We start from the raw sequence: 22,809 nt of genomic DNA, 5'->3' as shown, positions 1-22,809 counted from the left end.
TCAGCCCTCCTTATCACTGTTCTTCAATTTACGAACCAACTTTCCAGCAGCTTCTCGGTAATAAGCATTTTTAGGTGCATGTACATAAGCCCTGCTAAAATAATCAGCAGCGTCTTGATGTTTACCCGTAGACAAAAATATTTGACCAACTCGGTACTCAAGGTAAGGGTTTTTTGTTTTTGTTATTAATACTTGGTAAGTATCTAGCAATTCGAGCATAATGCTTTCGCTTTGCCCACCATTATGCAAACGTTGTTCATCAATTGTTGCCAACATTTTTAGAGCCTCCGTGTCGGCAGCATTTTTATCGAAACAAACCTTCATCATTTCAGACCTAGCACCGGCCAGGTCCCCCTGGGCCATAAAAATACGAGCCTGATTGATATAAAGGAGCACCGATGCTGTTTTTAGTTGTTTCCCTTTTTGCAAAATTTGGGTTGCCTGAGCAAGCTTGCCTTCATCAATTAAAGCAATACCCAATTCATTGCTCATCGCAGCAAATTCAGGGGACTTACTCAGACTATCTGCATATAACTTGGTATTATCTTGCCATATAAAATTACGATTTACTGTTGCCATACTGATTGGCAATAAAAACAGCGACAAACCAATTAACATTATTTTTTGTAATCGCTGCGATGGAACGCTTGAGCCATAAAGAGCTATCCCCATGACAACAAAAGCACTCGGGAGATAAACATAGCGTTCAGCCAACGGCGTCCAGGCCAAGCCAATCAATGCGATGAGAATGCCGGGCAAGATCAAATACCACCCCACCAGAATCAAGTCGGTGGCGGACCGGCGTAGAAAAAACAGCAAAACAGCTAAAATAAAAATCACAATTCCCAGCCAGACATAGTGATCACTAACCTGCATAATTGCAAAATTGAGCGGTAACGGTGCAACAATCTTTTTCCCATAGAACCCCAACACCTTGAAAAAGACTCGTACCGTGTCGTAGGCACTGTAATAATATTTGAAAATTAGACGATCCAAGTCCGCACTCGCACCATAAAACAACCAGCGAAGCGCGATGAAAGCCGAACCTCCGAAAAAAAACGGCATAAGAAGTACTGTAAGTGATTTAATCCGCCAAGAAGTCGGCGCGTCAACACTCCATCGCCAAAGCAAAAATGCGGCTGCAGGGATAGAAAACACCATAACTTCTTTGGAAAAGATGGCACAAAACAACAAAATAGCTGCGGCAATTACCAATATCAACCGACGACGCAAAGCGGACTGCAATAAAACTAAAGTGGCAGACAAGACAAAAAAAGTACCGAGCAAATCGGTTCGTCCAGATATCCAGTTAACCGATTCAGTTACTATCGGATGCAGCGCAAACAGCAATGCCCCAATCAGGGGCCATTCGGTGTCCTTTTGTTGCGGAATTTGGAGAGAAACAAGTTGCCGGAGGATGAAAAAAATCAAGGTGGCGCTGGCACCATGAATTAAAATGTTTTCCAGATGATAGAAACTGACTTCCTGCCCCCAAAGCAGATAATCGAGACGAAAAGTGAACGACAACAACGGTCGATAATAAAAACTTTGTCCAGGTCGGAACCAGTCCAGTAAAGCTCTATTCGGCAATTCTCCCAAGGCATAAAGCATCTTCTGGTCATCCACCGAATTTAACCCGGCAAATATAGCCGGATAAAAGATGCCCAGCACTATCATCCAAAGCAGCATTACCTGAAAAGATTTACGAATGTTCATGGTTTGTGCCTTTTACCACATCAAGGAAATAACGCTCCAGGTCTCGACGCAATGGTTCGATTCGCTCAATTCGCCCTCCTTGCGCAAGAATGTGTTCCAGTGTTGCCTTGAGCTCATCAACAGCAACTAATTGCTCAATGGTCCTTTCCTCTGCTGCGGCAAATGACAAACGATACCCATCAATACCCTGGTCTAGAATACTTTCCACCCTGTCCAGTGCCTTTAGTTCACCACCCACTAAAATTCCAACCCGGTCGCAAACTATCTCAACATCGGCAGTGATGTGTGTGCTGAAAAAAATGGTTTTCCCAGCCTGTTTCAGTTCTTTAATCAAATCTTTAACCAGTGCCCGACCAAGTGGGTCGAGGCCGCTCATCGGCTCGTCAAGAATCAGTAACTCTGGGTCGGCAAGCATTGCCTGAGCCAAGCCAAGCCGCTGCACCATCCCTTTGCTGTAACCACGAATGGGTCGATCGGCGGCATGCTCAAGTTCCAGTTTTGCAAGAACCTCTCCTGTTGAACAAGAGATGGCATTAGGAGACATCCCATAGGCATTCCCAACCAATCGCAAATATTCCCTGGCGGTCAAAAAATCATAGAACGAGGGATTTTCAGGCAGGTATCCCAGCTTCTTACGGCTGGTCGGATCTTCAACAGGCACCCCCTGAATAGTCGCGCTACCTTCAGACCCTTTGATCTGCCCCGTCAGTATCTTGATAGTGGTGCTTTTCCCTGCCCCGTTAGGGCCGAGAAAGCCGAACACCTCACCTTTACGGATTGCAATATTCAACCCCTTCAAGGCTTGCACGATAGTGTGTTTCTTGCCACGATAGGTTTTACCTAAATTGGCAATGTCAATTTCAATGTTATCAGTCATTTTCCCCACCACTTTTGCCCGTTGAACGGGCCATAGCCATCTGACTGCTGGTACGGACCATGCCACGTTTGTCCAGAAAGAACTCACCACCATAGGGATCATCGGGAATCCTGAGGAGATAGCCGATTTTAACAAGAGCCTGCAAGTTCTCCGGCAATGCACCGTGCTCAGCCCGATAGCGTCGAACCGCGCTGTTCAGTTTCTGTACAGCGATAAGTGCTTTCAACCTTAATTCGTAAATAGTTCGCTCTTTTTTGTCGGTAGTTCGTGCGATCATATCGCGCAGGAATGCAATTCCCAAATCTTCGCGGCCCGATTCGTAAAAATAGCGCGCAGTCAAATTAGTCAACAGATCGTGACCTGAAAGCCTGGCTGCCCGCTGCATATAGGTAGCGGCAGAATCATACTCATGCAAGAAATAAGCTGCATTAAATCCGGCAAAATACGGCAGTTGCCAATCCCTGGTGCGATACTTCATGCCATAGTCAAGTAAATAATTGACATCGGAGGCATGGCCCACCTGCCAGGTAAAAGCAGCTTGTGCGAAATAATAAGCATCCATATTGTAAGGGTCGAGACGAACAGCGGTTTCGATTGTGCGAAACATATTGGGATATTCAGGGGGAAGTTGAATACGACTTTTCCATTTTTCTACCAATGAACCGAAGTAGATCACCACTCTGAGCACATTAAATTCTGCCACAAGCGGTTTCAAATCCCCGGCGACAAGCTTCAGCACTTGCCCACTGGGGGAATAGCCCAGTTTGACCACCACCGGCCGATTAGCCATCTGTCGGTCAAGGGAGAAATTTACCACAAAAAATGCAGCGGCCAGCACAAGAGCCAGCAGCACACGCTTCATAGCAACTCCCGACGGTTGAAGCTGCAAACTGCCAAAAAGAGCACAACTGCCACGTAAACAAGAAAATAGGCGAAGGTCAAAAGCAATGAGGACAAATCAATGGGGAGGCCGTAAATTGCCTGCACCTTCAAATCAAAGGCACTAAGGTTTGGAAGAAGATAATATATTGCTTCAATGGCCAGACGAGAGACTGGAGCCAATTGTTTGCCATAGTCACCACGGACAAATTCAATAACCTCTTGAGAAGCGCTACCAGCAAGACACACCGACAATGTGCCGAATATGGGAAGAAAAAAAGACGTGCTCAACGAGGAAAAAAGCAGAGCCACCGCTGCAATCAACACCGCCTTGAAACCATCGGCAAGGATTGCCGCAACGATATTAAACCAAGGGATGGGGACGGATGATGGATATTGAAGCGAAGCGATGGGAATGACCAACAATGCCACTGCCCCAAGAACAAGAGTACCCACCAGCAAAAACATGGCGATACCTGCGAATTTGCCGAGAACATACGTGGAGCGTGCCACAGGCAAACCGAGCACAGAACTCGTATAGCGCCTTTCTATGTCACGCCAAATAGAAGTTGCACCGAGAAAAACCGCCAGCAGAAGGAGGGAAATGGATATGGCAGAAAGTGATAACGTGATGCTTAGTTCCTGAACTTGCCTCATGGAAAAGAAACTGAGGGTCGGCGCAAGCAACAAAAGAAACAGAGCCACCCCGAACAGGGCATACAGAATTTTATCCCGGAAAAATCCGACCCATGCCACGCCGAGAAAACTAACAAAAAAATGTGACGGCACCAACATCATTCACCCCACACAAATCCTTGGCAACAAACGCAAAACGAGGTGCATAAGCACCTCGTTTTGCGTATCAAGCATGAACAGCGTGCACTTAAAGTGCATTTTTCCAGTTAGTGGAGCCGCCGATAGTTGCCGTTCCGACAGGTGCAGAGGGAGCAGCAGTAGCGGTGTTATCATTGTAATAAATTTTTGTATCATTGGAAGTAGATGCGTACTTTCGAGTGCCCTTTGCATGAAGCGTGGCAATACCATAGGTATGGCCCGTGCCACCGTCATAAGTAAGGGTTACCTGGTTCGATGTCTGGATAGCCAACTTAGGGGTACTATTAGACCCACCAATCTCGCCAGAACCAGTCACATCTTTTGAAGCAGCAAACGCCACGCTACCAATAGACAGAAAGCAAAGGCCTGTAAGAAATATCTTTTTCTTCATAAATAACTCCTTTCGTCTGAGCGGTTATCAGAGACAACAGAAACTTCTTGCATTAATTCGGATAAAATTGGTGTTCAGAATAATAAGATTCAAGATTAGTCTTGGTGTTTTTCAAGTCAGACTCGGCAGCAGAGTTGAATGCCTTCTGACGATAGGCCGCAAACTGCGGAATCGCAATCGCTGCCAGGATGCCGATAATCGCCACAACGATCAGCAGCTCGATGAGGGTGAAGCCTTTCTTGTTCCTAAGTTTCTGTAGCATGTGCATCTCCTTTCCTGTGTGTGCTTCTGGTGCGTCTTGGAATCAGGATACTTGGCCAATTATCCGCTTAGTCCTTAAACGTTGCTTCTCATTTAGCAAAAGCCAGGCCAATCATTCATACACCAAAACACCAATAATTTCAACCTGCTTACTCACACAAAAAAAAACTTCACATCTTTGGTCACTCAGCCATGACAAAATTTGTCACTCTCCTAAATCAGGCTCTTTAGCAGAATCTGTGGTGACACAGGGGTTCTGGCAAGTCGCCAAGTGTGTGATATAGCGCCACTTGCAGGCACTTGATGGTTCGGAAACCGTACGCTTTTCTGATAGTCAGTTTTGCTTTGAGGTTCAGACCCTCTACCGCGCCGCTGGAAAGTCGGCCTTTTGCCTTGAACCAGTTGAGAATCATCGGTTTGTGGTTGCGTAACATCCTGGCAACCTTCTTCATCGGTTCCAGGTCAGTTTGCATTGTCCTGATGACCCAGTCGTCGAGGAACTTGCCAGCAAAGTCAGACCGCTGGTAGTCCCAGAACTGCTGAAAGTCCTCGCGCAGCAGATATGCCTTGATTGATGAGAGGTTGAGCTTGAGCAAATCTCCCAATCGTGACGTCTGCTTCTCGGACAGATTTTCCGGCCGTTTCAGCAGCAACCAACGGCCCTTTTCCAGGACGTTCTCCTGCTTGGCGGCCTTGAACTCCTTGGCTTCGGTGCGCCGAACCTCGTCAATCGCTTCGTTAAACTTCCGCATGATGTGGAAGCGGTCGAGGATGTTCACGGCATTGGGTGCCCGCTTGGCGATAACCTTGAGATACGGTGCCCACATGTCGCTGCAGACATACTTGAGCTTGGCGCTGCGTTCTTTGCCGAATTCCCGAAAGAAGCGCAGTAGCGTTCTTATCCGACGTTGCGGACCACACCAGAGAAGACGCCTGACGCCGGCATTGAGCTGATAGACCATCGTAAGATACTGATGGCCCTTGAAGACGGCAATTTCATCAACACCGATTTCCGTAACGCCATCAAGGTTTCTGTTTGCCAGGCCGTAATCGACAGCATACTGCACCGCCCGAAAGATGCTGTCCCAACTGGTCTTAAAGATTTCGGCAACTTCCTTCCAGGAGAGTCGCCGAGCCCACCGGGCAAGATAGACCTGGTACGAGATCGTCATTTGCTCTTTGCCATACCCCCAGGGGAGGGATTCAACCTTTACCCCATGGATTGGGCACAGAACCCGACGGGGAGCGTAGCGAAAGAAGACCTTGAACGCCCAGATCGGCACATACTCGAACAGTCGGGCCGGTTGCGTGTCGTATGTCTTGCCTCGCTTGCCACATTCCGGGCATTCGGGCTTGCTGTTGCGACGAGCCTTGATGTCAATGACCAGTGCTTCTGAGCCGCCGACTTTCGCCAGTCGGCAATCTCCGTAAATGAAGGACTTGAAACGCTCGAACTTGTTCAGTACAGTCTTGATAAGCATTGCTTCTCCCGTGTCGGACTTGATCGTTTCTCGCAAAAACAATCTTATCCTTCACGGAGGGGCAATGCCCTTATTTTTTCAGCCAACTACCCACAGATTCTGCGGACGAGGCAAAAATCATTCCTCATCCATCCCGAACTTGGCCAGACGGTAGCGGAATGACCGGAACGTGAGCCCCAGAAGCTCGGCTGCTTTCTTCTTGACCCCGCCGCACCGCTCCAGGGCCTGGAGGAGGATCCTCTTCTCGATGCCGTCCAGGTACCCTTCCAGGTCCATCCCTTCGGAAGGAATCTCGAAATCACCGACCGGGGCCGTCGCGGACTTCTGGCTCCCCCGGACCTGGGGCGGAAGGCTCTCCTCGGAAATGGTCCCCCCGCCAAGAACCATGCACCGTTCCACCAGGTTCTCCAGTTCGCGCACATTTCCCGGAAACGGATATGACATGAGAATCTTCAGGGCGCCAGGGGTGATAATCTCTCCGTTGCGGTTGGACTGAACGTACTTGCGGTAAAAATGCTCCACCAGCAGGGGGATGTCTTCTGTCCGCTCCCGCAGGGGAGGCATCTGGAGCTGGACCACGTTCAGCCGGTAGAAGAGGTCTTCCCGGAAGGAGCCTTCCCGCACCTGCTCTTCCAGGTTGCGGTTGGAGGCGGCAACGATCCGCACGTCGGCCTTCTGGTCGGCTACTCCCCCTACCCGCCTGAACTCCTTTTCCTGGAGGACCCGCAGGAGCTTTGCCTGAAGTTGGAGCGGCACTTCGCCGATCTCGTCGAGGAAGAGGGTGCCGCCGCCGGCCTGCTCGAAGAGGCCGGCCCGGTCGTTGATGGCGCCGGTGAAGGAGCCCTTCTTGTGGCCGAAGAGTTCGCTCTCCATGAGTGTTTCGGGAATGGCGCCGCAGTTCACCGCCACGAAGGCCTTGTCCTTGCGGGGGCTGTTGTAGTGGATGGCCCGTGCCACCAGTTCCTTGCCGGTGCCACTCTCACCCAGAATCAGGACGTTGGCGATGCTGGGGGCCACCCGCTCGATGAGGGAGTAGAGTTCCCGCATCTTCTTGCTCTTGCCGATCAAGCCGCTGAAGCCGTACCGCTCCTGGACCTCCTGGCGCAGACGCTGGTTTTCCCGCTTCAGGTCCCGCTTCTCAAGGGCGTTACGGACGAGGACCTTCACCTCCTCCACCTTGAAGGGCTTGGCGATGTAGTCGTAGGCCCCCAGCTTCATGGCCTCCACGGCCTGCTCGGCGGTGGAGAAGGCGGTCATCATGAGGACCGCGGTGTCGGGAGAGTTTTCCTTGATCCGCCCCAGCAGGGCAATGCCGTCCAGACCGGGCATTTTCACATCGGAAATGACCAGATCGTAGGTAATTGAGTCAAGGAACTCCAGGGCCTTTTCCGCGCAATCGGCCTGATCCACCGCGTACCCCTCGCGTTTGAGGAGAATGGCGAGGAATTCCCGCATGCTCAACTCGTCATCGACAACCAGTATTCGTATTTCCATGACGTCTCTCCCTGACGGTTAGATGGGCTATTGAACGAGTCTTTGCTGCTCAGTAATTTCTCTGGACGGGAATAAATATGATGAATATGGTTCCGGTTCCTTCCGCGCTTTCCACGGTAATCCTGCCGCCGTGGGCTTCGATGATGCGGTAAACGGTGGCAAGGCCAAGGCCGGTTCCGCTCGCCTTGCTGGTGTAAAACGGCTCGAAAATCCTGGAAATGGTTTCCTGGTTCATGCCGGAACCGTCATCGGCAACGGTTATCCGGTAAGCGCTCCGCGGTTCGCCATCAGAGCGGATCTCGTCGATCCGTTCCGCATCAACAGTGATCGTCCCCCCCTCGCTCATCGCCTCGGCCGCATTCACGAACAGGTTCCAGAAGACCTGCCGAAACTGGTCCGGATCAATCGGAAGGGTAAAATCCGGTTCCACACGGTTGATAATCCTGACTTGTTCGAAACGCCGGTCCGGTGTCACAAGGGATACGATCTCTCCAACAAGATCGGTCAGGTTGACCGGTCCCTTCTCCGGCTGGCTGGGTCGGGCATAGGCGAGAAAATCGGTTATGAGGCCATTAAGCCGGTCAGCTTCCCGCAGGACAATGGCAAAGAGTTCACGGTCGGCCTCGGGAATCCCGTCTCCCTGGGCGATGAGTTGAGCCGATCCGCTGATGGCTGCCAAAGGATTTCGGATCTCATGGGCCATGCGGGCCGAGAGTTCCCCGATGACAGCAAGACGGTCGGCCCGCTTGAGATTCTCCTCCATCCGTTTTATCTGGGTCAGGTTCTGGAAATTGATGAGCGTCCCCGCGCTCTCCCCCTCCTTGCCGGTAAGGGGCACGCTATTGAACCCGACAATGAGCTTGCGGCCGTTTTTCGCCAGCAATTCGAAGACTCCCCGCTTAACATTGGAGAGGTTCCCCTCGTAGAGGCGGAATCCCGGAAAGATGTCATAGAGGTCCCGGTCGTAGGCATCCTCCTGAGTGATGCCGGTAAAGGTCTCGGCGTAGTGGTTGAAGACCCGGATGCGCCCCTCGGCGGTAACGGTCAGAAGGCCACTGGTGAGGTTGGAGACTATGGAGCTGTTGAGGCGTTCCAGTTCCTCGTAATCAATGGCCCGTTTTTCAAGTTCCGTCTCGCTTTCCCTGGCCCGCTCGGCCAGATACCCTGTCAGGAGCGCGGTCAGGAAGAAGGCTACAATATTGATGAAGATCGTATAGAAGATATAGTTGGTGCCATATCGCTGGGCCACGAGGGGGCCCAGCCCAATGGATACCAGTTGCCCGTAATACTGCAGATCGATGATCCCGCCGTAGACGATGGAGCAGAGCGATGCCGTATAAAAGGCCTCCCGACGCGCCAGAAGGACGCTGGCACTGATGATCGCCAGCAGATAGAGAAACGAGAAGGGGCTGGAAATTCCTCCCGTATAGAGAATAAGCCCCGTGACGAAAAGGATGTCCCAGATGATCTGCGCATAGGTGAGGGGTAGCTGGTATCCCTTTGCCAGCTTGAGAATCAGGAGCAACAGGATGGAGAAGCCGTAGGTGGCAACCAGGATGGCGGTTATGCCGTCAAGGGCCTGTTCGCCGAGGGTGCCGGTCCCCCGCGCGCGCAGGACAATGGTGGAGAAAAGAAAGAGGGAAACCACCACCACCCGGGCAAGGATGAACCATACGAGCCGTTCTCTGTACATCGGCTCCGGCTAACCGCCGACGGTTCCGGCCAGCTTGAAAATCGGCAGGTACATGGCGATGACAAGGCCCCCCACGGTGGTGCCGAGGAACACCATGAGCATCGGCTCCATGAGGGCCGTGAGGGCGCTCACGGCATCGTCCACCTCGTCGTCGTAGAAGTCGGCGATCTTGCTCAGCATGGCGTCCATGGCGCCGGTGGCCTCACCGACGGAGATCATCTGGACCACCATGGGGGGAAAGACGCCGCACTCCTGGAGCGGTTCGGCCATGGTCTTACCTTCGGCGATGGAACTCCTCACCTTGTAGACCGCCTCCTCCACCACCTTGTTGCCGGCGGTTTTGGCAACGATCTCAAGCCCGTCCATGATCGGCACGCCGCTGGAGATGAGGGTGCCGAGGGTACGAGTAAAGCGGGCCACCGAAACCTTCCGGATGAGGGGGCCGGCAATGGGGGCCTTGAGGGCGAGGGTGTCCAGGGTCTTCTTCCCGTTCGGCGTGGCGTAGTACTTCTTGATGGCCACAACCACGGCGAAGATGAGTCCGATGATGAGGAGGATGTACTTCACCACAAAGTTGCTGAGGGCAATGACGAATTTGGTGGCTCCCGGCAACTCTCCCCCAAAATCGGCGAACATCTTGGCAAAAGTGGGAATGACGAAGATCAGGATGACCGCCACTACGCCGATGGCAATGGTCATGATGGTGGCCGGATAGACCATGGCCCCCTTGATCTGCTTCTTGAGCTTCATGGCCTTTTCGATGTAGGCGGCGAGACGGTTGAGGATGGTATCGAGGATACCCCCCACCTCGCCGGCGGCAACCAGGTTCACGAAGAGCTGGTCGAAGACCTTGGGGTGCTTCGACAGGGCATCGGCAAAGGTGGAGCCCCCCTCCACCGTCTCTTTCACCTTGATGAGAACTTCCTTGAAGGTCGCGTTCTCCTGCTGGCTGGAGAGAATATCGAGGCACTGGACCAGCGGCAGGCCCGAATCAATCATGGTGGCGAACTGCCGGGTGAAGATGACGAGATCCTTCGTCTCCACCTTCTTCCCGAAGCCGGGGAGCTTCAGCTCCATGCTGAGCCCTTTTCCCTCCTCCTTCACGGAGATGGAGCCAAACCCGAACTTCTTGAGCTGTGCTTCCACGGCAGCCGCGCTCGCGGCCTCCATGACCCCCTTCTGAGCCGCTCCGGTCCTGCTTCGCGCTTCCCAACTGAATTTCGGCATTGCTATCCTCCTGCTTCCTTCCGAATCCTGTTTATCTCATGGGGGGGCGCGGCGCCTGGGGCCGCACACCGCTGGTAAGCATCTGCTTGAGCTCGTCGGGATCAGGCGAGCGCCCCATGCCGACGTCCATGGTGATGTGCCGCTTCTGCAACAGGCCGTACAGACACTGGTTCATGGTCATCATGCCGAACTTCTCCTGCCCCACCTGCATCTGGGAGTAGATCTGATGGATCTTGTCCTCGCGGATCAGGTTGCGGATGGCCGGGTTCGGCACCATGACCTCGATGGCGAGCACCCTCCCCGTGCCGCTGGCTTTGGGAAGAAGGGTTTGGGAGAGAACACCTTCGAGGACAAAGGAAAGCTGGGCGCGAACCTGGGGCTGCTGGTAGGAGGGGAACACATCCACGATCCGGTTGATGGTCTGGACCGCGGAGTTCGTATGGAGCGTGGCAAAGCAGAGGTGACCGGTTTCGGCCAGGGTCAGGGCCGCCTCGATGGTCTCCAGGTCCCGGAGTTCCCCCACGAGAACCACGTCCGGGTCCTGGCGGAGGATGTACTTGAGGGCGTTTTTGAAGCTCTTGGTGTCGGCTCCCACCTCCCGCTGATTCACCACGCAGCTCTTGTGGGGGTGGAGGTACTCGATGGGATCCTCGACGGTGACGATGTGCTCGTGGCGGTCGGTGTTGATCTTGTCGATAATGGCGGCCAGGGTCGTGGACTTGCCGCTGCCGGTGGGACCGGTGACGAGGACAAGGCCCCGGGGCTTCTCGGCCAACTCCCTCACCACCGGCGGGAGCCCCAGTTCCTCGAAGGAGAGGATCTTGTAGGGAATAACCCGGAACACCCCGGCCACGGCCCCCCGCTGGACAAAGACGTTACCCCTGAAACGTGACAGTCCCTTGATGCCGAAGGAGAGGTCCAACTCGTTGTTCTCCTCGAACTTGTGCTTCTGCTGCTCGGTAAGGATGCTGTAGCAGAGCTGCTTCGTATCGACCGCATTCAGGGGTGGCATGTCGAGGGGCAGCAGTTTCCCGTCGATCCGGATCTGGGGAGGAGAGTTGGTGGTGAGATGGAGGTCCGACCCTCCACGATTGACGAGCTCCGTGAGCAGCTGATGCATGTTGGCCATTATGGTGTTCTCCATTCCACAATGTCAGATGTGAGATGAGCACAAGGCGGCGAGGTTGAGGCTCCGGAGGCGTACTGAGAGTACGCTGAGGAAGCCGAGACCGAGCCAACGCCGTGATCGCTCAAATATGACATTGTGTTTAATCGTCGGCCACGGTGACCCGCAGCACCTCCTCAAAGGACGTAACGCCCTCTTTCAGCTTGGTAAGCCCCGACTGGCGCATGGTCTTGATCCCGAGCCTCATGGACTCCCGCTTGATCTCCGCGGTATTGGCGCCGTTAAGGATCAACTCCCGGATCTCCTCCAGCATCGGCATGACCTGATAGAAGCCAACCCGTCCCTTGTAGCCGGTGTTGTTGCACTTGACGCAGCCGGTCCCCTTGTAGCAGACGTAGCTCGGCGCCTCGTCGGGGGAAACACCGGCATCGATGAGGGCCTGGATCGGGATCTCTTCCGGCTGTTTGCACTCGGAGCAGACCCGGCGGGCAAGACGCTGGGCGGTAATCAGGTTCACGGCCGACGCCACCAGGAACGGCTCGACCCCCATGTTGAGGAGGCGGTTGATGGTGGCCGGGGCATCGTTGGTGTGAAGGGTGGAGAGGACCAGGTGCCCGGTGAGGGCCGCCTTGATGGCGATCTCGGCGGTCTCGAAGTCACGGATCTCGCCGATCATGATAATGTCAGGGTCCTGGCGCAGAAATGAGCGGAGAGCAGCGGCGAAGTTGAGGCCGATATCCTCGTGCATCTGCACCTGGTTGATGCCGGCAAAGTTGAACTCTACCGGGTCTTCGGCAGTGGAGATGTTTTCAGTGGTCTTGTTGAGCTCTCCCAAGGCCGAGTATAGGGAGACCGTCTTGCCGCTCCCCGTGGGACCGGTGACGAGCACCATGCCGAAGGGCTTGTGGATCGCCTCCTTGAAATAGTGGAGCGCATCGGGCTCGTAACCCAGCTTGGTCATGTCCAGCTGCAAGTTCGACTTATCCAGGAGCCGCAGGACTACCTTCTCCCCGAAGAGGGTCGGAAGAACCGATACCCTGTAGTCCATGTCCTGGCCGCCGCCAAGCTTAATCTTGATCCGGCCGTCCTGGGGGAGGCGCCGTTCGGCGATGTCCAGCTCGGCCATGATCTTGATTCGGGATGTGATGGCGTTCTTGAGCTTCAGGGGGGGTTTCATCACCTCGTAGAGGACCCCGTCAATCCGGTAACGGACCCGGAACGACCGCTCGTAGGGCTCGATATGGATATCGCTGGCCTTCCGCTTGATGGCGTCGGTCAGGATCAGGTTCACGAGCTTCACGACCGGAGCGTCTTCGGTGGCCCGCTCCAGGGACGATACATCCACCTCGTCGTCGGTGTCGATCACCTCGAGATCGTCCATCTCCAGGTCGCCCATGACATCGGCCAGGGACGCAGACTGGTCGTAGTACTTGTCGATGGCCGCCTTGATGGCCGACTCGGAGGCCACCACCACCTCCACGTTGTAGCCGGTCATGAACTTGATGTCATCGATGGCGAAGATATTGGATGGGTCGGCCATGGCGATGATCAGGGTGGAACCGGCCCTGTTCACCGGGACGATCTGGTACTTCTGGGCCACATCGGCGGGGATGATCTTGACGACCGCCTGCTCGGCCTCGAATTCGCTCAGGTTGATGGAGGGAACACCGTACTGCTTGGAAAGGAACGAGGTAAGATCAGGTTCGGAGATGAGACCGTTCTTGATGAGAATGGAGCCGAGGCGCTGCTGCCCGTCTGCGCTCTTCTGCTCCTCAAGGGCCTTGGCGAGCTGCTCTTTGGTGATGACGTTATTTCGAACCAGGAGTTCTCCCAGTCTGCTGGCCTGCATAGATTCTCCGCGGAAAAAGTCGCCGTAATGGTAGGGTGGCAAAACCCCAATGTCAAGAAGTGGTTAGCGCTTCAGGGCTGCCAGAACACGTCTCCTCATGATGCCGGGTGGCGGCTCCATGCCGGTCCAGATGGCAAGGGCGCACTCACCCTGCGCCACAAGCATGCCGATCCCGTTCGCGCACCGCCTCCCCCCCCGGGATGCCTCGGCAAGAAGCGGTGTTTCCCAGGGGGCATAGACCATGTCGTACACGGAAGCAGCGGGGTTCATGCGCGAGATATCGAGCCCTTCGAATGCGGTTTCCCCCATCCCCACGGACGTGGTATTAACGAGCAAGTCAAAATTTTGGACTTCTGCATTGATCAGGGGGATATCGAGAGGCATTGCAGCAAATTGCGTGCCGCCAAACACACCTTGAAATGCTTCCACCAGCTCCTCCCCCCTGGCCACGCTCCGGTTGGCAATCATGACGGTAGCGGCCCCTCCCCGGGCCAGTGATGCCACAGCAGCCCGGGCCGCTCCCCCAGCTCCCAGGACAAGGATGCGCCTTCCGGCCGGGACAAACCCGAGGTCTTCCGCCAGGGACCGGATGAAGCCCTCACCGTCGGTATTGTAACCCACAAGATCATCCCCTTCCCGTTTCACCGTGTTGACCGCCCCCATGAGGCGCGCCTCGGGGGTAATACGGTCAAGAAGGGGGATGATGGCGGTCTTGTGGGGGATGGTCACGTTGAATCCGGAAACGCCAAGGGTCCTGAGTCCCGCCACGGCACTGGCGAGGTCTTCCGGGCGCACGGCGAAGGGAACGTAGATCCAGTCGAGCCCCATGGCCTCCAGGGCGGCGTTCTGCATGAGCGGCGACAGGGAATGGGCCACCGGCCAGCCGATAATGCCAAGCACCCGTGTCTTTCCCGTGATATCCATGGCTCACCTCACCCCGTACGCGCCGAGCATCTGCTCCACCTGACCCCTCAGTTCTGGCGCGATGGCGGCGGCCAGGCGCAGTTCTTCCACCCCCGGGGAACGGTATCCCGTCCGCAGCAAAATCTCTCCCCCCTCAAGCCTTGCCATGGCATAGATCAGGATTGCCTTCCCCGTGTCGAGATCCCGGAACCCCATCTGGCTCGTGTAGCCCCGGCTGCTGTAGAGACCCCAGACAGAGAGGTCAGGGGGGTAGACCGTATCCTTCCCTCCCTGGATCAGGCGGTAGGCAATCCCCCGCTGCTGCATGCCGTACTCGGCAAAGGGGAGCGAGTAGCGGGTGGAGAAATCGATAAAGACCGGCCTGCGACCAATCTGTTCGGCCACTGCCATCTTCAGGGCCGACTCGGCCGACTGGGCGTCTTCGGGCACGGCCCGCAGCATGCTCTGGCCGAAGAGGTGGGGAAAGGCATCCAGATACCACCGGAAGACCAGATGTGGCGTGTGGAGCAGATCCAGGTCCTCCCGCATCCGTTCGACCCCCTGGAGATACCAGAGAGGGAAGGCGCCGCTGTCCCCCCAGGTGAATAGAGCGGTATTATGTGGGAGCGACCGGAAGGTATTCGTGGCGTAGTCGAAGGCCACATAATTGTCATGCTGGTCGTTCTCGTAGTAGTTGAGGGCGCAGATGGTCCCAGGGAGCATCAGGGTAAAAACCAGGACGAGTACCTTTATCGGCACCGACGTCAATTTTTCGACTTGAATACTGTCGACGGCCCGCCGCAGAAGCCAGAACAGTCCCACCCCGATGAAAACGGCGGAGAGAAGATAGAGGGGGGTGAAAAACTCTTCGGTAAGGAAGATCAGGTCAGCCTGCGCATTAAAGTGACCCACGATGACAACAAGCGAGGTGCCGATACCGAGAAAGTAGGCAATCACCTCATCCCGCCGCCTCCGGCAACTGACCACAAGCCCCAGCACCAGGAGGCCGATTCCCACCCAGGTAAACTCCGACGGCACGTTGAAGGCGCACAGTTGTTGCCAGAGTAGCGTCAGATCCCGAACTGGAGGGTCGCTGGGATATCCCTTGCGGAGCAGATTCCAGAGAAATTGATCCAATGTCCGGGGATCTCCCCAGTTGAGGAGAGGATTCTTCAAGGCTCGAACCGGCATATGAAGCTGGATGGCAAACCCGAGCAGGCCAAAGGCGACGGCGATGAGGAATTCCTTTACCCTCCCCAGGAGCCGCCAATCCTTGGAGATAATGAGCCAGGCAAAGGACGGCAGCATGAGGATGATTGTCTGGTGGGCGCCGGTGGCAAGTCCGCAGAGGAATGCCCCGAGATAGACGTAGTGGGGACATTCCTCCCCTTCGTCGTAGCGCGTACGGAAGCGGAGCAGCGCCCAGAAAACCACGGCGACGATGAACGAGACCAGGGGATAGGGCTTGTCATGGTTCGACTGGAGCCAGAGGCGGGCCGAGAAGGCAAAGGCCAGGGCCGCGGCGAGGGCGCATCCCCGGGCAACGTAGCGCGGCATCGCAGCGCCGTCGGCATCCCCGCCGGGAAGCATGACCAGCACCAGAAGGTACGCTCCATAGCAGGCTGCAGCCGCCGAAACCGCCGTGGCGATATTGACGCGGAAGGCGATGTTCCCGAAGGGGAGCCAGGTGAACGGTTTGGCGTAGTTGACGAAGAAGGGATAGCCCGGCGAATGGGCTGTGCCGAGGGAATGGATAGCGGTGATGAATTCGCCGCTGTCGAAAAAGGTGACCGACGGGGCGAGGGTCAGGAGATAGATGGCGAGCGGTACTGTCACTGCCAGCACCGCAAAGGGATCAACCCGTCTAAAAAAAGATGAAAACATCGCCGTCTACCCCTCTCCACGCGGATTCAGAGCAACCGCCACATAACCGTTACCGAGATCGGTTCGGTAAAAGAGCCTTTGAATAAGGTAAAACGGGTACATGGTCACGTCGTTAAAGAGAAGTGCGAAGAGTCCGCCGAGCCTCGGCAGCAACCGCATCCCGCCACTCTTTTCAGTCCGTCTCTCCAGCAGCTCCACCTCTGTCACCTTCCCCACAACGGCCCGATCGTAAAATGGCTTCATCAAATTGTAAATCGGCACCCCGTAGGAAACGACGGTGAGGGGTTCAAATCCTGCTTCCACAAGCCGTGCTCGAAGTTCCTCCCGCTCGTAGCGGCGTAAATGGCCGCACAACTCGTCATTGGCACCCCACTTGGCCATGCGGGCCGGCACCGTCAGAATCAGGCGCCCGCCTTCCGCCGTCTTCCGGCGGAGCTTCCGGAGGAAAGCCACGTCATCGAGACAGTGCTCAAGGACTTCCGAGGCAATCACAACCTCGAAGATTCCCGACACATCGTCAACCTCGGCCTGCTCCACGCGAAAGCGGGACAGGTCCGCAATCGCCCGGGCCGCTGCCACCGCTTCGGCCGAAAGGTCGATCCCAACACCAGCGTAACCACGCCCTGCAAGAAACCGGAGAAGGTCGCCGGCGCCGCACCCCACTTCAAGGACCCGCCGCACCGGCACCTTCTCCAGAAACTCAACGATAGCCTTCCGCTTCACCAGGTAGCTGGGGGTGGGATACCACGCGAGCCTGTGCTCCATCACCGCACCGCCTTCTTGCTAAGGGCCGAGAGCGACAGGTTCTCCCGCCAGAGGCAGGCAAGTCCCACAACGATGACGGGGAAAAAATTTATTCCATGAATGACAATGGCCACACTCAAGGCCATCCCTCTCGGCACCCCCAGGGCGAGTAATCCGTACACGCACGCGGCGTGGTAGGTCCCCACGAAACCGGGAGAGGCCGGGACCATGACGGCGAAAACGAGGAGAACCATGATAAAAAGCGAAACAGGGATGGGAAAATTCAGCCCGAAGGCCTTGAGCACGCAATGGATGGGGAAAACCGCGAACCCCCAGATGACGAGTGACGAGGCCACAAGGGCCAGCCGCTCCCTCCAGTGGGGGGTAATCCGCGCCCCGTCGATGAACGCCCCGAGAAAGGGGATGACCTTCTCGGCAATTTTACCGGGAAAAGGCCTCAGAAGCCGCTCAAGGAGCCGGATGGTCCCCATGGTGTTCCGCCTCAGGAGGACCAGGAAGACCACGACCGCCAGGTAGAGCCCGAGGGTGATGTACCCCCCCGCCACGAGCCCCTGCTGGGCCGCTTCGCTCCCCGGCGGAAGACGCAGAGTGAAGACGGCCGTCACCAGCAGAAGGAGCACCGTGAAACCGTCGGCCAGCCGGTCGATGACCAGGGTCGCCACCACCGCCCCCGTGCCGATCCCCTCCTGCTCTCCGAGAACGTAGGCCCGCACCAGCTCCCCGAGCCGGGCCGGCAGGAGGTTGTTGGCCATGTACCCGATAAGGGTTGCGGAGACAAGGTTTGGGAAGGAGGTCTGCTTGAGGGGTGAGAGGAGGTACTTCCAGCGGACCGCCCTCATGAGGTAGCTGAGGAAGGTAAAGACAACGGCGGGGACGAGCCAGATTCCCTGGATCCCCCGAAAGGCCCGGATGAGTTCCGCCGGGTCGACGGAGCGGAAGAGGAGCGCCAGCAGGGCAATACTGACCCCGATCCCGAGCCAGAGGCGTTTGTCGCCGGCGAGAGCGGTCACGGGGCTTCCTCTGCCAGGTACTCCTGGTACTCGATGATGGCAACGTCGCGCAAAAGCTCCCGGCACCGCGCCACGTCACGGGCGATGGCCTCCTGGAGGACCTGGGGATTGGGAAACGTCACCTCGTCCCTGATCCGGTCCACGAAGTAGAGCCGCACCTCGCGCCCGTAGATATCTCCGTCGAAATCGAAGATGAACACCTCGATGGAGAGGCTCCCGTTGCCGAAAGTGGGGTTGTCGCCGATATTGCACGCCCCGTCATAGGTGGTCTCTTCGACCTTCACCTTTACGGCGTAGACGCCGGGTTTGGGAATCAGCTCCTTGTCGGTCTGGAGATTTGCGGTCGGAAACCCAAGCCCCTTCCCCCGCTGACGGCCGTGGACCACCGTTCCCCCCACGGAGAAATGGCGCCCCAGGAGCCGGACCACCCCCCGCACATCACCCTCGGCGACCATCTGCCGCACAGCGGTGCTGCTGTAGACGAGGTCGCCGGAGGTTATCGGTTCGAGCATGTCCACCGTGAAGCCCAACTCTTCCCCCATGCGGCGGAGCATCGTCACATCCCCTTGGCGGTTTTTGCCGAAGGCATAGTCATACCCGATGATGAGCTTGCGGACCCCGATGGTCCCCACGAGGATATCCCGCACGAACCGCTCGGCACTGATGGAGGCGAACTCCCCGGTGAAGGGAATGATCAGGAGATAGTCGATCCCCGATGCCTCCAGGAGGGTCTCCTTCTCGGCATAGGTACTGATCAGGCGGAACCCTTTCTTCACTCCCAGCATCTTAATGGGGTGGGGAATGAAGGTGATGACCAGGGACACGCCGCCAATGGCCGCCGCCTCCCGCTTAACCCGCCGGAAGATCTCCCGGTGCCCCAGGTGAACCCCGTCGAAGTTGCCAATGGTTACCACGGCATTGGGAAGCTTCTCCGCTATCTCTTCAATGCTCCTGAATATGTGCATGGCGCGTTACTCCCCCTCCCCGCCGGCCTCGGCTTCTGCCGGGGCGGGCTTTCTCTTGCCGAAAAGGAACACGAGCCAGACGCCGATCTCGTACATCCCGTAGAGGGGGACCATGATGACAAACATGGTGATGAGGTCCGCATGGAATGCGGCGACAATGGAACTGGCCAGGAGCGCGTAGCGCCGGTTGCGGGCCAGGAAGGAATAGGTCACGACCCCGAAGCGGGACAGCAGGAGCAACAGGACAGGGAGGTCGAAAATGAGGCCGAACAGCAAAATCAACCGGAGACAGAAGTTGACGTAGGCGCTCATGTTGAAAAGGCTGTTGAGCCCCTCAGCCTCGTAGGAGAGGGAGAAGTTGATGATGACCGGCCAGATGATCACCAGGAAAAAGAGCGCTCCGACACAAAAGCTGATGGAGCTCACCGTCACGAAGGGAACCACCAGCCGCTTCTCCTTGCGGGTGAGCCCCGGCGCGATGAAGAGCCAGAGCTGGTAGAAGACGATGGGAAGCGCCAGGATGAAACCGGCGATGATCGAGATTTTGCACTGGACGAAAAAAGGCTCCAGGGGAGCGCTGTAGTTGAGCTTGCGTTCCTTGGGGGCGGCAGCCACCTCTTTGCCCAGATCGAACTGCTGGTAGGCGGCGGGCCACCGCTTCCCCACCTCCTGGTAGACCTGCTTCTTGATGTCGGTCAGGTACGTCTTGCCGGTGATCGGCTTGGTGACGAAGTGGAGGACGTCGCCGGATAGGTTCCAGGCGAGGCCCATGCCGATGACGACCGTGACGATTATGATGATGAGCCGCTTGCGGAGCTCGGCCAGATGCTCCAGAAAGGGCAGGACTTTCCCGTTCTCTTCGCTCATTAAAGTTCTATCCCTTTGAAACGAAAGTAAATCCGGTCAAGACTAGCACAGCACTGCGAAAGGGCGCAACACTCTTTAACCCGGATTTTTCATCAGGGCACGAGATGCTGCCGAGGCGATTTCCGAACGGATTGGCGTCCGTTTGACGAGGCAATAGCAGGGCTATTGGTGAGGATAACGGGCGGCAAGATGCCGGAAAGCGTCCGGCAGGGCTCGTGCAGGCGCTTCGCACCGTCTGATGGAATATCCGGGTTTACCGGCGCCTCCCGCGTGGCCCCTTCCCCTTGCCGCTTCCCTTCTTATCTCCCTTCGACTGGCGTCGTCGCTCTTCAAGAACCCGGGGGCGCTTCCCCGTGACGGCAATCCGCGGGTACTCCTCCGACCCCGGCGGCGACGAGGCACCGGGCCGCCGCTCATGAAGCCCGGCCAGCACGAACTCGACCTGCTTCTTCTCGATGCTCACCGCCGCCACGGTCACCCGCACCTTGTCGCCGATCCGGTAGGTCTCCTTCGTCCGCTCACCCACCAGGGAATGCTGTTTCTCCACATAGCGGTAGTAGTCGTCACCCATGGTGGAGATGTGGACCATCCCCTCCACGAATATCTCCGTCAGCTCCACAAAAAGGCCGAAGGACGTGACCCCGGTGATGTAGCCGTCGAAGTCCTCCCCGATCTTCTGGAGCATGAACTGGGCCTTTTTGAGGGCCACGATCTCCCGCTCCGCCTCCATGGCGACCCGCTCCCGCCGGCTGGTCTGCTCCGCCGTTTCGGGGAGGGTTGTCTCCAGCCGTGCGATCTCCTTGTCGGTAATCTTCCCGGCCAGGAGCGCCTTGAGGATGCGGTGGACGACCAGGTCAGGGTAGCGGCGGATGGGGGACGTGAAGTGGGTGTAACAGCGGGCCGCAAGCCCGAAATGCCCCAGGTTCTCGTGACTGTAGCGGGCCTGCTTCATGCACCGCAGGAGCACCTGGTTGATCATCCGCTCCTCCGGCGTCCCCTCGGTCTCCACCAGAAGCCGCTGGATCTCCGCCGGCTCCACCCGGTCCCCCTCCATCCGGAAGTGGAAGCCGAAATTGAAGATAAACTCCTGGAAGTCGATGAGCTTTGCCGGGTCAGGGGGCTCGTGGACCCGGTAGAGGGAGGGGATTCCCTTTGCCTCGATGTGGGATGCAACCGCCTCGTTGGCGGCCAGCATGAACTCCTCGATGATCCGGTGGGCCAGGTTCCGCTCGGCCTGGATGATGTCGACGGTCTCCCCCTGGAGATCGAGGATAATCTGGGGCTCGGGGAGATCAAAGTCGATGCTCCCCCGCTTACGCCGCTTCTCCGTGAGGCTCTGGGCCAACTCCCGCATGACTTCCAGGTGAGGGACCAGCTCCTGGTGAGCCGCCATGGCCTCGGCATCGCCGTCCACGAGAATCTTTTTTACAATGGTGTAGGTGAGCCGGGCGTCGCTTTTGATTACGCTCGGGTAGAAAGTGGCCTCTTTCATGGTGCCGCTGCGGGTGAAGAGCATCTCCGCCGTCATGGTGAGCCGCTCCACCCGGGGGTTCAGGGAGCAGATGCCGTTGGAAAGCTCCTCGGGGAGCATGGGGATACAGCGGTCGGGAAAGTAGACCGAGGTCCCCCGCAGGTACGCCTCCCGGTCCAGGGGCGCGTCGGGCTTCACGTAATGGGAGACATCGGCGATGGAGACCCAGAGGCGGATGTTCCCCCCCCGCTCCTTCCGGACCGCCACGGCATCGTCGAAGTCCCGGGCCGTCTCGCCGTCGATGGTGACGGTCACGATCTCCCGCAGATCGGTACGCCCCTGCAGATCCTTCTCCCCGATGGCCTGAGGAACGGCCCGGGCCTCGTCCAGCACCTCGGCGGGGAACTCGAAGGGGAGCCCGTGCTTGGCGATAATGGTCCGGACTTCCACTTCAGGGTCGTCGGGCCACCCCAGCACCTCCACGATGCGCCCCTCGGGCCTGCGCTTCTCCGTGGGGTAGGCGGTGATCTCGGCCACGACCGTCTGTCCCCCCTTGGCCCGACCGATTCCCTGCTGAGAGATGACAATCTGCTGGCTGATGCGGGTTTCATCGGGAACCACGACCCCGAATCCCTTGAGTTGCTCGAACCGCCCCACGACACGGGTTTGCCCCCGCGTCACGGTCCGCACGATCCGCCCCTCCTTCTTGCCGCCGGCCTTGAAGGTCTCGACCCGCACCTCCACCGTGTCACCGTGCATGCTCCCGGCAAGGGCCCGGGCCGGGATATAGACGTCGTCCCCTCCCCCTTCGGGAATGACGAAACCGTAGCCGTCCGGGTGGCACGTGAGCCGCCCGGTCACGAGATTCTCCCCATCGGCCAGGGCATAGCGGTTTCCCCTGAGTCGCACGAGATGGCCGTCAGTGACGAGTTTGTCCACGAACCCCTTGAAACTCTGCCGCTCCCCCTTGGTCACCCCGAAAGCCAGCATCAGCTCCCGGAAAGGGGCAGAACCGCCCCGCTCGCGGATCACCGCCTGCACCGTTTCCCGATTCCGTTTCATAATCAATCCTCTCCCGTTACCCGTTGCACGGGGCTACTATGCACAGGGGCGCCA

19 protein-coding genes are annotated in these 22,809 nt (G+C 57.0%); all 19 read right to left on the bottom strand.

The window, feature by feature from the left end; translation table 11 throughout:
• A complete protein-coding gene (locus tag GMET_RS07070; RefSeq protein WP_004511663.1) occupies positions 1-1,716 on the bottom strand; it encodes a tetratricopeptide repeat protein in 1,716 nt (571 codons plus the stop codon).
• Positions 1,703-2,593: an ABC transporter ATP-binding protein gene (locus GMET_RS07065; RefSeq protein WP_004511664.1), complete on the bottom strand. Its 891-nt coding sequence runs from the start codon at positions 2,591-2,593 to the stop codon at positions 1,703-1,705. The genes GMET_RS07070 and GMET_RS07065 overlap by 14 nt, the downstream gene beginning before the upstream one ends.
• Positions 2,586-3,455, bottom strand: coding sequence for a hypothetical protein (locus tag GMET_RS07060; RefSeq protein WP_004511665.1), 870 nt, complete (start codon positions 3,453-3,455; stop codon positions 2,586-2,588). Before GMET_RS07060 ends, GMET_RS07065 begins: the two co-directional genes overlap by 8 nt.
• Complete coding sequence (locus GMET_RS07055; RefSeq protein WP_004511666.1) at positions 3,452-4,270, bottom strand: hypothetical protein; 819 nt, start codon at positions 4,268-4,270, stop codon at positions 3,452-3,454. Before GMET_RS07055 ends, GMET_RS07060 begins: the two co-directional genes overlap by 4 nt.
• An 85-nt stretch (positions 4,271-4,355) precedes the next feature.
• Positions 4,356-4,697 (bottom strand): hypothetical protein, encoded by a 342-nt coding sequence (locus tag GMET_RS18295; RefSeq protein ID WP_004511667.1) that lies wholly within the window; start codon positions 4,695-4,697, stop codon positions 4,356-4,358.
• Positions 4,698-4,749: 52 nt separating this feature from the next.
• Positions 4,750-4,959 carry a type IV pilin protein gene (locus tag GMET_RS19160; RefSeq protein WP_004511668.1) on the bottom strand — a complete coding sequence of 70 codons (210 nt, stop codon included), beginning with the start codon at positions 4,957-4,959 and terminating at the stop codon, positions 4,750-4,752.
• Between the two features lie 226 nt (positions 4,960-5,185).
• A complete protein-coding gene (locus GMET_RS07040) occupies positions 5,186-6,439 on the bottom strand; it encodes an ISL3-like element ISGme6 family transposase (protein WP_004514804.1) in 1,254 nt (417 codons plus the stop codon).
• Positions 6,440-6,556: 117 nt separating this feature from the next.
• On the bottom strand, positions 6,557-7,933 hold the full coding sequence (locus tag GMET_RS07035; protein WP_004513111.1) for a sigma-54-dependent transcriptional regulator: 1,377 nt from the start codon (positions 7,931-7,933) through the stop codon (positions 6,557-6,559).
• Between the two features lie 49 nt (positions 7,934-7,982).
• Positions 7,983-9,626, bottom strand: a complete 1,644-nt coding sequence (locus GMET_RS07030) for a two-component system sensor histidine kinase NtrB (protein ID WP_004513112.1) — start codon at positions 9,624-9,626, stop codon at positions 7,983-7,985.
• A gap of 9 nt (positions 9,627-9,635) precedes the next feature.
• The gene (locus GMET_RS07025) at positions 9,636-10,853 is read right to left on the bottom strand and encodes a type II secretion system F family protein (protein WP_004513113.1); all 1,218 of its coding nucleotides are present in this window, start codon (positions 10,851-10,853) and stop codon (positions 9,636-9,638) included.
• Between the two features lie 31 nt (positions 10,854-10,884).
• A complete protein-coding gene (locus GMET_RS07020) occupies positions 10,885-11,982 on the bottom strand; it encodes a type IV pilus twitching motility protein PilT (protein ID WP_004513114.1) in 1,098 nt (365 codons plus the stop codon).
• A gap of 139 nt (positions 11,983-12,121) precedes the next feature.
• The gene (gene pilB, locus GMET_RS07015; RefSeq protein ID WP_004513115.1) at positions 12,122-13,828 is read right to left on the bottom strand and encodes a type IV-A pilus assembly ATPase PilB; all 1,707 of its coding nucleotides are present in this window, start codon (positions 13,826-13,828) and stop codon (positions 12,122-12,124) included.
• Between the two features lie 63 nt (positions 13,829-13,891).
• Complete coding sequence (gene aroE, locus GMET_RS07010; protein ID WP_004513116.1) at positions 13,892-14,752, bottom strand: shikimate dehydrogenase; 861 nt, start codon at positions 14,750-14,752, stop codon at positions 13,892-13,894.
• A 3-nt stretch (positions 14,753-14,755) separates the two neighbouring features.
• On the bottom strand, positions 14,756-16,615 hold the full coding sequence (locus tag GMET_RS07005) for a glycosyltransferase family 117 protein (protein WP_004513117.1): 1,860 nt from the start codon (positions 16,613-16,615) through the stop codon (positions 14,756-14,758).
• Positions 16,616-16,621: 6 nt separating this feature from the next.
• Positions 16,622-17,380 carry a class I SAM-dependent methyltransferase gene (locus GMET_RS07000; protein ID WP_004513118.1) on the bottom strand — a complete coding sequence of 253 codons (759 nt, stop codon included), beginning with the start codon at positions 17,378-17,380 and terminating at the stop codon, positions 16,622-16,624.
• Positions 17,380-18,390 carry a lysylphosphatidylglycerol synthase transmembrane domain-containing protein gene (locus GMET_RS06995; protein ID WP_004513119.1) on the bottom strand — a complete coding sequence of 337 codons (1,011 nt, stop codon included), beginning with the start codon at positions 18,388-18,390 and terminating at the stop codon, positions 17,380-17,382. The genes GMET_RS07000 and GMET_RS06995 overlap by 1 nt, the downstream gene beginning before the upstream one ends.
• Positions 18,387-19,355 carry a bifunctional riboflavin kinase/FAD synthetase gene (locus GMET_RS06990; protein WP_004513120.1) on the bottom strand — a complete coding sequence of 323 codons (969 nt, stop codon included), beginning with the start codon at positions 19,353-19,355 and terminating at the stop codon, positions 18,387-18,389. The genes GMET_RS06995 and GMET_RS06990 overlap by 4 nt, the downstream gene beginning before the upstream one ends.
• A gap of 6 nt (positions 19,356-19,361) precedes the next feature.
• A complete protein-coding gene (tatC, locus tag GMET_RS06985; protein WP_004513121.1) occupies positions 19,362-20,222 on the bottom strand; it encodes a twin-arginine translocase subunit TatC in 861 nt (286 codons plus the stop codon).
• Positions 20,223-20,475: 253 nt separating this feature from the next.
• A complete protein-coding gene (gene rnr / locus GMET_RS06980; protein ID WP_004513122.1) occupies positions 20,476-22,755 on the bottom strand; it encodes a ribonuclease R in 2,280 nt (759 codons plus the stop codon).
• Positions 22,756-22,809 lie beyond the last annotated feature (54 nt).

The sequence above is a fragment of the Geobacter metallireducens GS-15 genome (assembly GCF_000012925.1).
GTDB classification, from domain to species: domain Bacteria; phylum Desulfobacterota; class Desulfuromonadia; order Geobacterales; family Geobacteraceae; genus Geobacter; species Geobacter metallireducens.
Note: the sequence above shows the minus strand (reverse complement) of the source record. Positions and strands in the feature narration are given on the sequence as shown.

What these genes read in the sequence shown, in the direction of transcription:
- GMET_RS07070 (WP_004511663.1), bottom strand. Translation starts at nt 1,716, where the DNA reads ATGAACATTCGTAAATCTTTTCAGGTAATGCTGCTTTGGATGATAGTG.
- GMET_RS07065 (WP_004511664.1), bottom strand. Translation starts at nt 2,593, where the DNA reads ATGACTGATAACATTGAAATTGACATTGCCAATTTAGGTAAAACCTAT.
- GMET_RS07060 (WP_004511665.1), bottom strand. Translation starts at nt 3,455, where the DNA reads ATGAAGCGTGTGCTGCTGGCTCTTGTGCTGGCCGCTGCATTTTTTGTG.
- GMET_RS07055 (WP_004511666.1), bottom strand. Translation starts at nt 4,270, where the DNA reads ATGATGTTGGTGCCGTCACATTTTTTTGTTAGTTTTCTCGGCGTGGCA.
- GMET_RS18295 (WP_004511667.1), bottom strand. Translation starts at nt 4,697, where the DNA reads ATGAAGAAAAAGATATTTCTTACAGGCCTTTGCTTTCTGTCTATTGGT.
- GMET_RS19160 (WP_004511668.1), bottom strand. Translation starts at nt 4,959, where the DNA reads ATGCTACAGAAACTTAGGAACAAGAAAGGCTTCACCCTCATCGAGCTG.
- GMET_RS07040 (WP_004514804.1), bottom strand. Translation starts at nt 6,439, where the DNA reads ATGCTTATCAAGACTGTACTGAACAAGTTCGAGCGTTTCAAGTCCTTC.
- GMET_RS07035 (WP_004513111.1), bottom strand. Translation starts at nt 7,933, where the DNA reads ATGGAAATACGAATACTGGTTGTCGATGACGAGTTGAGCATGCGGGAA.
- GMET_RS07030 (WP_004513112.1), bottom strand. Translation starts at nt 9,626, where the DNA reads ATGTACAGAGAACGGCTCGTATGGTTCATCCTTGCCCGGGTGGTGGTG.
- GMET_RS07025 (WP_004513113.1), bottom strand. Translation starts at nt 10,853, where the DNA reads ATGCCGAAATTCAGTTGGGAAGCGCGAAGCAGGACCGGAGCGGCTCAG.
- GMET_RS07020 (WP_004513114.1), bottom strand. Translation starts at nt 11,982, where the DNA reads ATGGCCAACATGCATCAGCTGCTCACGGAGCTCGTCAATCGTGGAGGG.
- pilB (WP_004513115.1), bottom strand. Translation starts at nt 13,828, where the DNA reads ATGCAGGCCAGCAGACTGGGAGAACTCCTGGTTCGAAATAACGTCATC.
- aroE (WP_004513116.1), bottom strand. Translation starts at nt 14,752, where the DNA reads ATGGATATCACGGGAAAGACACGGGTGCTTGGCATTATCGGCTGGCCG.
- GMET_RS07005 (WP_004513117.1), bottom strand. Translation starts at nt 16,615, where the DNA reads ATGTTTTCATCTTTTTTTAGACGGGTTGATCCCTTTGCGGTGCTGGCA.
- GMET_RS07000 (WP_004513118.1), bottom strand. Translation starts at nt 17,380, where the DNA reads ATGGAGCACAGGCTCGCGTGGTATCCCACCCCCAGCTACCTGGTGAAG.
- GMET_RS06990 (WP_004513120.1), bottom strand. Translation starts at nt 19,355, where the DNA reads ATGCACATATTCAGGAGCATTGAAGAGATAGCGGAGAAGCTTCCCAAT.
- tatC (WP_004513121.1), bottom strand. Translation starts at nt 20,222, where the DNA reads ATGAGCGAAGAGAACGGGAAAGTCCTGCCCTTTCTGGAGCATCTGGCC.
- rnr (WP_004513122.1), bottom strand. Translation starts at nt 22,755, where the DNA reads ATGAAACGGAATCGGGAAACGGTGCAGGCGGTGATCCGCGAGCGGGGC.